The 12,947-nt window shown below is 58.5% G+C and carries 7 protein-coding genes; 5 read left to right on the top strand and 2 right to left on the bottom strand.

The genetic code is table 11. The annotated features are described in order from the left end of the window. Position 1 precedes the first annotated feature (1 nt). Positions 2-1,741: a PTS fructose-like transporter subunit IIB gene (locus AC1RQB_RS04820; protein ID WP_063341575.1), complete on the top strand. Its 1,740-nt coding sequence runs from the start codon at positions 2-4 to the stop codon at positions 1,739-1,741. A 167-nt stretch (positions 1,742-1,908) separates the two neighbouring features. After that, entirely contained in the window at positions 1,909-3,450 is a 1,542-nt protein-coding gene (locus AC1RQB_RS04815; protein ID WP_063341574.1) for an alkaline phosphatase D family protein, read from the top strand. A gap of 172 nt (positions 3,451-3,622) precedes the next feature. On the opposite strand, the gene AC1RQB_RS04810 is transcribed toward AC1RQB_RS04815, so the two are convergent. Both AC1RQB_RS04810 and AC1RQB_RS04805 read right to left on the bottom strand, forming a co-directional pair. Continuing rightward, positions 3,623-6,151, bottom strand: coding sequence for a PepSY domain-containing protein (locus AC1RQB_RS04810; RefSeq protein WP_063341573.1), 2,529 nt, complete (start codon positions 6,149-6,151; stop codon positions 3,623-3,625). Between the two features lie 307 nt (positions 6,152-6,458). Continuing rightward, entirely contained in the window at positions 6,459-8,717 is a 2,259-nt protein-coding gene (locus tag AC1RQB_RS04805; RefSeq protein ID WP_063341572.1) for a TonB-dependent receptor, read from the bottom strand. Positions 8,718-8,923: 206 nt separating this feature from the next. Here AC1RQB_RS04805 and AC1RQB_RS04800 point away from each other — a divergent pair, with 206 nt between their 5' ends. From AC1RQB_RS04800 to AC1RQB_RS04790, 3 genes are all read left to right on the top strand, one after another. Then, complete coding sequence (locus AC1RQB_RS04800; RefSeq protein WP_008067249.1) at positions 8,924-9,604, top strand: Fe2+-dependent dioxygenase; 681 nt, start codon at positions 8,924-8,926, stop codon at positions 9,602-9,604. Next, the gene (locus tag AC1RQB_RS04795; protein WP_241824461.1) at positions 9,605-10,381 is read left to right on the top strand and encodes a tetratricopeptide repeat protein; all 777 of its coding nucleotides are present in this window, start codon (positions 9,605-9,607) and stop codon (positions 10,379-10,381) included. Between the two features lie 197 nt (positions 10,382-10,578). Further along, the gene (locus AC1RQB_RS04790) at positions 10,579-12,843 is read left to right on the top strand and encodes an alpha-xenorhabdolysin family binary toxin subunit A (protein WP_063341571.1); all 2,265 of its coding nucleotides are present in this window, start codon (positions 10,579-10,581) and stop codon (positions 12,841-12,843) included. Positions 12,844-12,947 lie beyond the last annotated feature (104 nt).

Raw genomic sequence — 12,947 nt, 5'->3', positions numbered from 1 at the left:
AATGAAGTTAGCCATTGTTACGGCCTGCCCGAACGGCATGGTCACCAGTGTGCTGTGCGCTCGTCTGCTCGATGCAGCGGCCCAGCGTCAGGGCTGGAGCACCAGTGTCGAAGTCGTTGATGCGGCCCATCCGGAACGTCAACTGTCGGCCGCGACCATCGAAGCCGCCGAGTGGGTGTTGCTGGTCACCAGCGCGCCGGTGGATATGTCGCGATTCGTCGGCAAACGGGTGTTCCAGAGCACCCCGGCCCAGGCCCTGCAAGATGTCGAAGCGGTGCTGCGTCGCGGGGTGGAGGAGGCTGAGGTTTATGTCGCGCCCGAAGTCGCCGCCGAGCCTGCCGCCGCCGTTAAAAGCGCGCCACGCCTGGTGGCCGTCACCGCGTGCCCGACCGGCGTCGCCCACACCTTCATGGCCGCCGAAGCCCTGCAGCAAGCGGCCAAGCGTCTGGGCTACGATCTGCAAGTGGAAACCCAAGGCTCGGTCGGCGCGCGCAATCCACTCAGCGCAGAAGCGATTGCCGATGCCGACGTGGTGCTGCTGGCGGCAGACATCGAAGTCGCCACCGAGCGTTTCGCGGGTAAGAAAATCTACCGCTGCGGCACCGGCATTGCGCTGAAACAGGCCGAAGCGACGCTGAACAAAGCCCTGGCCGAAGGCAAACAGGAAAGCGCTTCGACCGGCGCCAAAGGCCCGGCCAAGCAAGAGAAGACCGGCATCTACAAACACCTGCTGACCGGTGTCTCGTTCATGTTGCCGATGGTGGTGGCGGGCGGTTTGATGATCGCCTTGTCCTTCGTGTTCGGTATCACTGCATTCAAGGAGGAAGGCACGCTCGCGGCGGCGCTGATGCAGATCGGCGGCGACACCGCGTTCAAACTGATGGTGCCGTTGCTGGCGGGCTATATCGCCTACTCGATCGCCGACCGCCCGGGCCTGGCGCCGGGGATGATCGGCGGTTTGCTGGCGAGCACCCTGGGTGCCGGTTTCATCGGCGGCATCATTGCCGGTTTCATCGCTGGCTATGCGGCCCAGGCGATCAATCGCTATGCGCGTTTGCCGCAGAGCCTTGAGGCGCTGAAACCGATCCTGATCATCCCGTTGCTGGCGAGCCTGTTCACCGGTCTGGTGATGATCTATGTGGTCGGCAAACCGGTGGCCGGGATGCTTGCAGGGCTCACGCACTTCCTCGACAGCATGGGCACCACCAACGCCATTCTGCTGGGTGTGCTGCTGGGCGGCATGATGTGCGTCGACCTCGGCGGGCCGATCAACAAAGCCGCTTACGCGTTTTCGGTCGGGCTGCTGGCGTCGCAAAGTTATGCACCGATGGCCGCGACCATGGCGGCCGGCATGGTGCCGCCGATTGGCCTGGGCATCGCCACGTTCATTGCTCGGCGCAAGTTCGCCCAGACTGAACGCGAGGCCGGTAAAGCGGCGCTGGTGTTGGGGCTGTGCTTTATCTCCGAAGGGGCGATTCCGTTTGCGGCGAAAGACCCGCTGCGGGTTATTCCGGCAAGCATCGCCGGCGGTGCGCTGACCGGCGCGTTGTCGATGTATTTCGGCTGCAAACTCATGGCGCCGCACGGTGGATTGTTCGTGATGCTGATTCCGAATGCGATCAACCATGCGCTGTTGTATCTGCTGGCGATCGTGGCCGGGAGTCTGCTGACGGCGGTGACGTATGCGCTGCTCAAGCGGCCGGAAACGGTGGAGCTGGCGCTGGAACCGGCCAACGCCTGACTCTAAACCCTGTGGGAGCGGGCTTGCCCGCGATGACGGTTTAACATTCAACCCATTCGGTGACTGTTGCGCTGCTATCACGGGTAAGCCCGTTCCCACAGGGTTTGCGTTTTTCACACGAGCGTCATGCGCACATGCTTAAGTTTTCCTTTTTCAGGGAGAACACCATGAGCGAATTTGACCTCGGCCGTCGTCGCGTCATGCAAGCCGTTGGCGCCGGGCTGTTGCTGCCCGGCCTGGCCCCGGCGGTGATTGCTTCGGTCAAGGATCGGCCGCAACTCACCGATGGCGTGCAGTCCGGCGACCTGTTGGGCGACCGGGCGATGATCTGGAGCCGTAGTGACCGCGCGGCGCGGATGGTGGTGGAATGGGACACACGGAGCCTGTTCAGTAATCCTCGTCGATTCGTCTCGCCATTGGCCGATGCCCGCACTGACTTCACCGCCCGGGTCGAACTCACGGGTCTGCCCGCCGATCAGGCAATTTTCTACCGCGTGACGTTCGAAGACGCCCAGAGCGGTGTTGCCAGTGAACCCTGGTTCGGTCATCTGCGCAGTGTGCCAACCGCCCGGCGGAATATTCGCTTTGTCTGGAGCGGTGACACAGTCGGCCAGGGCTTCGGCATCAACCCGGACATCGGCGGCATGCGCATCTACGAAGCCATGCGTCTGCGCCTGCCGGACTTTTTTATCCACAGCGGCGACACCATCTACGCCGACAGCCCGGTTCCGGCGCAACTGACCACCGAAAGTGGCCGGGTGTGGCGCAACCTCACCAGCGAAGCCAAGAGCAAAGTCGCCGAAACCCTCGACGACTATCGCGGCAATTACCGCTACAACCTGATGGACGAAAACATCCGCCGCTTCAATGCCGAGGTCCCGCAAATCTGGCAGTGGGACGACCACGAAGTGGTGAACAACTGGTCGCCGGGCAAACAACTGGATGAGCGATACAAAAGCAAAGATATCCACAGCCTGGTGGGCCGTGCGCGCCAGGCCTGGCTGGAATACGCGCCGATGCGCTTGCAGAGTGCCGATGACGGCGGGCGGATTTATCGCAAGCTGAGTTATGGGCCGATGCTTGATGTGTTCGTGCTCGACATGCGCAGTTATCGCGAAGCCAATGACGACAACCTCGGTGCCGCCAAGCCGTTTCTCGGTCGAGAACAATTGGACTGGCTCAAACGCGAATTGAAAGGCTCCCAGGCCCAATGGAAAGTCATTGCCGCCGACATGCCCATCGGCCTCGGCGTACCCGACGGTGAAGTCCGCCCCGGTGTGGCGCGGTGGGAAGCGGTGGCCAATGGTGATCCAGGCCCGGCGCAGGGCCGTGAAGTAGAGATCGCTGAATTACTCGGTTTTCTGCGGGCGCAGCAGGTGCGTAATTTCGTATTCCTCACGGCGGATGTGCATTACTGCGCAGCGCACCATTACCACCCGGATCGCGCGGCGTTTCAGGACTTCGAACCGTTCTGGGAGTTTGTCGCGGGGCCGTTGAATGCGGGGAGCTTCGGGCCGAATGCGCTGGATAAAACCTTCGGCCCCGAGGTGGTGTTCGAGAAAGCACCACCTGCGCAGAACACCTCGCCGTTTGCCGGGTTTCAGTTTTTTGGCGAGGTGAATATCGATGGGCAGACGGGGGAGTTGAGTGTGGTGTTGCGGGATCTGGATGGGGTAGAGGTGTTTGAGCGCACGTTGCAGCCGGTGTGAGGACTGCACGATCGTTCCCATGCTCCGCGTGGGAATGCCTCAACGGACGCTCTGCGTTCGGCTGTTGTGGGACGCGGAGCGTCCTGGGCTGCATTCCCACGCGGAGCGTGGGAACGATCAACTGTTACATCGCTTTCGCGAGCAAGCCCGCTCCCACATTTAATGGGGTGTGTCAGTAGACGTCGCGGCGGTAGCGGCCTTGTTCGATCAGGCGGTCGACTTCTTCAATGCCGAGCAATTCGTTGAGCACGTGATCTACGCCAGAAGCCATCCCCTGCAAACTGCCGCAGATGTAAATCACAGCGCCATCGGCCAGCCATTTTTTCAACTCGTCGGCAGATTCGCGCAAGCGATCCTGCACATAGATCTTCTCTGGCTGATCTCGCGAGAATGCCAGATCCAGTCGCGTCAGATCACCGTTGATCAACCACTCTTCCAGTTCCGCGCGGCACAGGTAGTCGTGCTCGCGATGACGCTCGCCGAACAGCAGCCAGTGACGCTGCTGCCCGTCGGCAATCCGCGCCTTGAGCAAACTGCGCAACCCGGCCAGCCCGGTGCCGTTGCCCAGCAGAATCATCGGGACGGGTTCGTTCGGTAGATGGAAACCGCTGTTGCGTCGTACCCGCAGGCTGATGCTGCTGCCCACGGGAGCGTGTTCGGTCAACCAGCCGGAACCGACGCCCAGGCTGCCGTCGGCATGCAACTCCTGACGCACGATCAATTCCAGCACGCCGTCGGCGGCGATCGAGGCGATGGAGTATTCGCGCATGGCCAACGGCACCAGGGCATCCGCCAGCGCTTGCGCGTGCAGGCCGACCAGATGGGCGCGGTTCTCGGGCAGTTGGCGGCTGGCGAGGGCTTGTTCCAGCGTTTGCGACAGGCCATCGAACTCAACCGTGGCCCGACCGTCGATCCCCAGGCCGTCGAGGAAATGCTCGATGGCCCACGGACAATTGCGCGGCAGCACTTCCACCAGATCCCCGGCCAGCCAACTGCTGGTGGTGGGGGCGCTGAGACCGAGCAAATACACGGGCGAACCGCTGCTGTCCGGGTTCATCAATTCGCGGCGGGTCAGGGTCCAGTTGTCGTAGCTCGGTGCTTGCCAGGTATCCACCGGCGCCTGGCCCGTCAGCAGGCCGAGTTGCTGTTGCCAGTGACGCAGGGCGTAGGGGTCGCCGCTGTCGACCTCCACCGGGGCGAACAAGGTCTTGCCGCCGTGCTCGCCCAACCAGGTGTGCAAGCGGCGGGCGAAGCCGCAGAAGTGTTGGTACTGACGGTCACCGAGGCCGAGCACGGCATAGTTAAGGCTGTCGAAGCTCAATGCCCGACCCAGCACTTTGCGTTCGAATCCTCGGGCGCTGTCCGGCGCTTCACCGTCGCCGAAGGTGCTGACCACAAACAGCGCGTTGCTGGAATCCTGCAGGTCCTGTTCGCTGACATTGGCCAACGGTTGAACCTTCACCGGCAACCCGGCGGCCTGCAGTTGTCCGGCGGTCTGCCAGGCGAGCTGTTCGGCAAACCCGCTCTGACTGGCGAAGCCGATCAGCCATGCCGGTGCATCACCGCCCGGTTGCGCGAGGCCTTTGCGGGCGTCCTTGATCTGGCGTTTCTTGCGTCGACGGTCCAGGTACAGCAACCAGCCAGTGATGAAAAACAGCGGCATGGTCAGCGCGGCGATGGTCAGGATAATCCGCCCGATCATCCCGAAATAACTGCCAACGTGCAGCGCATAGATACTGGTCAGCAGCTGCGCCTTGAGGCTCTTGTCGCTGTAGCGGTCATGACGGCTGACGATGCCGGTCGCCGGATCGAGGGTGAGCTGGTTCCGTGCCTGGTCGTGGGGGGAATTCTTCAGCAGGTAGAACACCGTTGCCGGTTGCCCGGCCACGGGCGGCATACGCACGTTGTAGGAGGCAAGCCCAGGGCCGGCGGCGCTGTAGATGCTGCTCCATATCGCAGCGTAATCGGCAGTCGGGGCCGGGCCGCTTGGCGCAGGACCGCGACCACTGCGGACCCGTTCGTTCTGCGGCGAATCGGAAAGCAGCCGGGTCAGGCCTTTGTTGTACCACTCGTACGACCAGGACAGCCCGGTCAGCGCTGCCAAAAGATAGAACACCAGGCACCAGGTGCCGGCCACTGAGTGCAAATCCCAGTTGAAGCTGCGACCCTTTTTATTCCAGTCCAGGGTCAGCCAGGCGCGCCAGCTTTTCCACTGACGTGGCCAACGCAGGTACAGGCCGGACAGGCAGAAGAACACCAGAATCAGGGTACAGGCGCCGGTGATCTGCCGGCCGATATCGCCCATGGCCAGGACCCGGTGCAGTTGCAGCATCAGGCCAAAGAAATCCTGGCCGGTGACGTCGCCCATGAACTCGCCGGTGTACGGGTCGAAGTAACGCATCGGCCCGCGACGTTCACCGGGTGGCGCCGTGAAGATCACCCGCGCGGCGTTGCCGCTGTCGGTCTCGACCCAGAGCATCGAGACTTTCTTGCCCGAAGCACCTTCGATTTTTTCTACCAGCTCGGCAGGTGGCAGTACGCCGGCAATCTGCTTTTCGACGTGCAGCACAGAGGGGTTCAACGCCCGCAGGATTTCATCCTGGAACGATACCGCCGCCCCGGTGATGCCCATCAGGGCCAGGACCAGTCCGGCGCTGATGCCGAAAAACCAGTGCAACTGGAACAGGGATTTCTTCAACACGTCGCTCGCCTTGTTCGTTCAAAAGTCATCATCACGGCGCGCATTATGCCGTGAGTTGTCGAGAAGCATTCTTTTTTACACACAAAAGCCCCGTTCACTTCGATGAACGGGGCTTTGGCCTAATGCCAGTCAGTTACGCCGCGGAACCTGTGGGAGCGGCGGTGCGGCGATCCGACTTGCCCGCGAAGACGGCGGTACAGTCACCTTTGATGTCGCTCCATACACTGCTTTCGCGGGCAAGCCCGCTCCCACAGGGATTCTCGTTTAACTGACTGGCATTGGGCTTTTGGCCTTCATGTTTCTGTTATCAGAAGTGGAAGTTGGCACTCAGCAGGGCGGTACGGCCCGCCGCCACGTGGGCGTAGTGGTTCTGGAGGATCTGGTCGAAGTAACGCTCGTCGGTCAGGTTCTGCACGTTGAGTTGCAGGTCGACGTTCTTGGTCAGGCGGTAGCTGGCCATCGCGTCGTAACGCCAGTAAGACGGGATCTCCACCGAGTTGGCGACGTTGCCGAACTGGGAATCGACGTAGGTCGCACCGGCACCGACGGTCAACTTGTCCGGCACCAGGTCGTAGGTCGACCAGAACGTGAAGTTGTTCTGTGGCGTGCTTGGCATGTGGTTGCCTTCATCGGCGGAGAGGGTGGTTTTGACCACTTCGCTGTCCATGTAGGTGTAGCCGCCGAAGACTCTCCAGTTACGGGTCAGCTTGCCGGCGTAGCTCAGTTCCAGGCCATTGACCTGCTGTTCGCCGTCCAGTACTTGCGTGGTGCCGCCGTCCGGATCGTTGATCCGCGCGTTGGTTTTCTCGGTGCGGAACAGCGCGGCGGTCAGCGACAGGTCGTCACCGAAGAAGTCCCACTTGGTGCCGATTTCGTAGTTGCGGTTCTTTTCCGGGTCCAGTTTGCTGTTGTTTGCGGCCAGTTCCAGGCCACCGTTGCCGCTGGTTTCGCCAGCCGGGTTGCTGGAGGTCGAGTAGGCCGCGTAAATGCTGCCGTTAGGCAACGGGTTGTAGACCACGCCGATCTGGTAGTTCACCAGGTCGCTGGTGTTCTCACGGGAGAAACTGCCCGCTGGCGCTGTGCTGCTGGCGTTGGCGAAGCCACTGGATTCGACCTGGTAGTTGTCATAACGCAGGCCCAGGTTCAGGGACCATTGCTCGTTGAACTTCAGGGTGTCGAACACGTAGGCCGCGGCGGTCTTGACGTTGGTGTCGGTGAAGGCTTTGCTGTCGGTGATCCTGCCGTTCCAGTTATCCCCTGGCGTCGGGTTGTACAGGCTGGTGCAGTCGCCGGAATTGAACAGGGCGCGGTTGCATCGAGTGCCGCTGGCGCTGGAGGTCAGGAGGTACGGACGGTTGTGGGTGTCCTGATAGGAAAACTCCAGACCGGTCACCAGACTGTGCTCGATGGCGCCGGTGTTGAACTTGGCGCTCAGATCGGTCTGGTTGATCCAGCCGCTGGACGTCGAGTTACGGCTCTTCGCACCCCGGTACACGTTGCCATTGACCACGTTGCCCTTGCTGTCGTCCGGGTTGGTGACGATGTAGTCCAGGGTCGAACGGGACATGCGGAAACTGTTCGATACGGTCAGGTCTTCATTCAGATCGTGTTCGATCTTGAGGGTGCCGCTGTCATTGGTGGTCTGGCGAAAGTCGCGACCGGTGAGGCCGTAGAAGTTGTCGCGGTCAACGTTGGCCGGCTTGTCGACGTTGTGCTTGCTGCGGTTGGGGCTCAACGTCAACGGGATGCCGTAGTCGGGCATGTCGTCGGTCTCGACGTGGTAGTAGCCGACGGTCAAGCGGGTATCGGTGCCCAGGCCGAAGGCGAAGGACGGTGCGACGCCCCAGCGACTGACATCCACGGTATCGCGGCCGGCGACGTTGGCTTCGTGCTTCATCAGGTTCAAGCGTAAGGCCGAGGTGTCGGTCATCTGCTGGTTCAGATCAAGGGTGGTGCGCTGGGTCTGGTCCGAGCCCCAAGTGAAGCCGCCGTTGTAGGAATTGCCCAGCTTGGGGGTCTTGCTCACCAGGTTCAGGCTGCCACCGGTGGAGCCGGCACCGGTGAAGGCTGAACCCGGGCCCTTGCTGACTTCGATCGATTCAACGTTGAAGATTTCGCGGCTCTGGGACGCCGGGTCGCGCATGCCGTCGACAAACGTGTCGCTTTCGGCGTTGAAGCCGCGAATGATCGGACGATCGCCGGCCGGGTTGCCGCCTTCGCCGGCACCAAAGGTGATGCCTGGGGTGGTGCGCAGGGCGTCGACCAGACTGGTAGCGCCGGTGTCGCGAATCACTTGTTGCGGAATCACGGTGACGCTTTTCGGCGTCTCGCGCAGTGGCGCGGTGTACTTCTTGGAGGCCGAAGTATCGGTCTTGTAGGAGGTGTCATTCTGCTCGCCCACAACGCTGGTCGCGTCCAGGGAAATCGCATTGTCCGGTGCTTTTTCGTCAGTCTTTTCGGCCGCGAAAACCATGTGGCCCGCAGAGCCGGCAGTGATCACCACGCCAATTGCAGACGCGAGCAAGCGTGGTGAACTGACCGTTGATTGTGGTTGTTGGCGTGACATGTGAATTCCCCTCCCCAAGGATTTGAGGCCGCGGAATGTAGAGTAAATACGTATTTGTATCAATTGCGAAACGTTACTATTCGCGGCGAATTTACATTCTTTACAATTTACCTTTACGGTTTTTGCCGTTTCATTCGTCACGCGGGTTTTACACGGGCAATAAGAATCAATACCATTGGCGCCCCTTTGCCTTCAGGTGTCTTTCCATGTTGCTGCACATTCCCGGCGTGTTCGCGAAAGAAGAAGTGCAGCGCATTCGCGAAGCCCTGACGCAGGCGGATTGGGCCGATGGCAAAATCACCGCCGGTTACCAGTCGGCCAAGGCCAAGCACAATCTGCAACTGCCGGAAGGGCATCCGTTGGCCAAGGAAATCGGTGCGGCGATGCTTGAACGGTTGTGGAAAAATCCGCAGTTCATGTCGGCGGCATTACCGCACAAGGTCTTCCCGCCGTTACTGAACTGCTACACGGCCGGTGGCAGTTTCGACTTCCACATCGACAACGCTGTGCGTCAGCCCAAGGGCAGCATCGAGCGGGTGCGCACCGACCTGTCGGCGACGCTGTTTTTCAGTGAACCGGAGGAGTACGACGGCGGCGAACTGGAAATCCAGGACACCTTCGGTACTCAGCGCGTGAAATTGCCGGCAGGCGACATGGTCCTGTATCCCGGCACCAGCCTGCACAAGGTTAACGCCGTCACTCGCGGCACCCGTTACGCCTCGTTTTTCTGGACGCAAAGCCTGGTACGTGAAGACAGCCAGCGCGCCTTGCTGTTCGAGATGGACGGGGCGATTCAACAGTTGACCCAGGACATGCCCGACCATCCTTCATTGATCCGCCTGACCGGCACCTACCACAACCTGTTGCGTCGCTGGGTCGAGGTGTAAGTGGCGGACTTTCAGTTACGCCGCGAGGAAATCGTCGACGGCGACCGCCTCAAATCGATGCTCGAAGAAAGCCCGGCGCGGGCAGCTCAGGCGATTCTGATCGCCGCGCGTGAAGGTGTGCTCGATGCTCAGGCGTTGCTCGGGCAGATCCTTTTGGACGGGCGAGGGATTGAGCAGGATCAGCCGCTGGCCGTGCGCTGGTTCGACATTGCTGCCCGACAAGGGCATTTGATGGCGCGCAACATGCTGGGGCGATGCCATGAGCATGGTTGGGGCTGCGCTGCCGATGCTTCGGTGGCTGCGCGGCATTACCGGATCGCAGCGGAAGCGGGGCTGGATTGGGCGATGTACAACTACGCCAATCTGCTGGCCATTGGGCGCGGGGTAATCGAGGATCAGACGCAAGCACTGAACCTGTATCGCTGCGCCGCCGAACTCGGTCATGCCAAATCGATGAACCTGTTGGGGCGGTATCTGGAGGAAGGTTCAATCTGTTCGGTCGATTTGATAGCCGCGCGCGACTGGTATCGCCGTTCCGCTGAAGCCGGGGATTTTCGTGGCCAGTTCAGTTACGCCAGTATTCTGGTTGACCAGACAAGGATGGCGGAGGGGCTGGTATGGTATCGCCGCGCGATGCTTGGCGGAAATCTTGCGTTTCTGAAAGTTGCGACCCAGACATTGATGAGTGCGATAGACCCGCGTGTTCAGGCGTTGGCCGGGGAATATCAACAAAGGTCGCAGTTGTTAAGCAACTCTTTGAATGTTCCTGTTGCATAGTCTTGTCTTTGCTACTTGTGCTGTTAAGTATTTACAGTTTGCAGTGTTGTTAGCTGTTTTTGATTGGTGAATACATTTAGATTCAAGTTATGCCTTTGAGTTTTTTATTTTTTAAAATAGTCTTTGTTCGAGATTAAGGCTGTTTCTGGTCTTGGTTTTCTTTTGTTATTTATTGTTTACTAATTAATGGAATAATTATGTCTAATGGTTTTTTGTGGGCGGATGCGTTAGAAAATGCAACGCCAGAAGAAGTAGTAAGGTTTGCCGTTGAAGCACCAAAGCTGTTTACTGTCGGTTCTGTCGGAGCGCTTGATGGGGCCACCCGTGACTCGGGGTTGTTGCTGACTAAAAAACAAATAATTGATCTGCGCAAATATGAAGCAGCAGGTTTGGCATTGCCCTATACCTTGGATGATGTCACGGACTATCTGCGCTTTGGTGCAGGTCAGAACGGTGGTCCAGGGCTAAATCCCCAGGACTTTCTGACCACTTTCTTGAATACCCGAAATCATGCCAGACGCTGGTCGCCCCTGCGTGAGCGGATCATGATGACGGGGCGTGGCCTCAAGGACTTTGCCGGCAGCATATTGACCTATGGCGTTTCGATGAAAGAGGTCTACAGCGAAGTAAAAGCCTCCGGACTTTTGGAGAAACACAACATCAAGACGCTGGAGCAGTTGAAGCAACTTGAGCTTGAACTGGGTGACAAATTTCCAGGTATTGAACTGGAAGAAGACACGATCAGTACACTCGATTATTACCTGAGGCGTATCTTTGAAAAGATCGATGGCAATCTAAAAACGGTAGAAGGTATCAAGAAAGACCTTGATCTGTTTGGCTATGATCTTCGCGAGCACGTTTTACCAGGTATAAAACTGAGGGTGGGTCTGATTGAAAACAACTCTTTGGCTGAAGAAATCAAACAGCTAAAAGCGGTGATCGATGAGCGTGCAAAAGAAATCGATATCAAAAACACCGAGTACAAAGCCGCCGTTCAAGAAGCATTGAAGGCCGCGGCCGGGATGAATATCGTCGGGCTCGCGATGGCCATTTACATGGGGGTGGAAGCGGAAAACATTCGTGCCCGGCGCAATGAGCTATACGAGCAGCAGGAAAAGGATATTCAAATCCTCACCAACAAAAATCAGACACTGGGATCGCTGGCGCGGGTCAAGCATGATCTGCAAAGTCTGATAGTTGTAGCGGTCGACGCCGATGTAGCCACCCAGAACCTGATGCATGTCTGGAGCGTTCTGCATCTGTGCATCAAGAACTCTACGGGCGCGGTAGGCCGTATCAACGATGCATTGAGTCTCAGGATTTTCATGACTGAGTTTGAAGAAGTGGTGGGTCCTTGGGAGCAGATCAAATCGGATTCGGACAAGCTGATTGAGGTTTTCAAAGCGGCGGACGAAGAATACGAGCGCAACTACGGCAAAACATCTCGTGCGATGGCGTTTACCGTATCGCTCCAGGACACCTACCCGGCACTCGACCTGGCTACATTGAGGGTTAGCCATGCACAAATGAGCGAGCATCGCACGCAAGCGGAGGTATGGAGGGTAAAGCTGAATTATTTGCCTGATCTGTTTGATCGCTTCAATCGACTGGTCCACGGCGTCGGTCAGGGTGCCATGGGACTGCAGGCTGCGGCCCTTGAAAGCATTAATGCGCTACAAGTCAATCTGCGACGTCTGGGCTCGTTCGAGAAAATGCTTGAAGAGGAAAACGACGCCCAGGAAATCGAAGCGATCAAAGCTGAACGCCAACTGCTATTGAACCTGGTTGCAGACACGATTGGTTTGCAAGGCACTCAGGTTCGCAAGTGTCTGAACGAAATCAGTGATGCGTTCGACCCGCGTTTGACGCTGGGTTACATCACCGATTTTGAACGTGATGAAGCGCAAGCAAAAGCGGAAGTCGTCGTCCTGAAGGGAGAATGGGTGGCCCTCAAGGAAGAGCGCAAGGGTGTGATCGATGCGATCGACATTCTGGAAAAGAACGGTATTGAACAGCTGGGTAAGGATATTGGGCTGACCATCGATAAGGTAGTAGCTCTGGGGCTGGCTCCGCCACAAGTCGCCTTGGTGATGTTTGCGATTGAGCAACTCAAGAAAACCATTGGTGATATCGGCAAGGGCATTCGTTTTCTGGACATGGTTCGCGAAAGCGACCAGCTGCAAGAAAAAATCGCGACCCTTGACAAGGAAATCGATCTTCAAGACGGTGTCGTCAGTGCCTCCGCCGAAAAGATCAAATACCTGCAAGCCATTCACTCGATTGAAGAACAACGCAAGGTTTACGTAAAGAACTACAGCCCGGCGATTAGCGCTTTTGAGCAGTACTTGGCCGCTACCGACAAGGATTCCTTTACCGATGACGACCTTCGCAGCACTGCGTTCAAAGAACAAACGAAATTGTTCATTGCATTCCTTAATCCTGTTTCAGTCCCTAACCGCTAAGTTGGGCTGAACATTCCATCGAACCGTGTTAATCGAGGTTCCATGTCACACACCGGTTAACACGGTTAGCCTGACGATACGATCGGTGGCTATTGATGGTTTGC

Source organism: Pseudomonas sp. GW822-FHT02E03, from assembly GCF_058802325.1.
The sequence above is the reverse complement of the archived record's forward strand: the minus strand, read 5'-3'. Positions and strand labels throughout refer to the sequence as shown.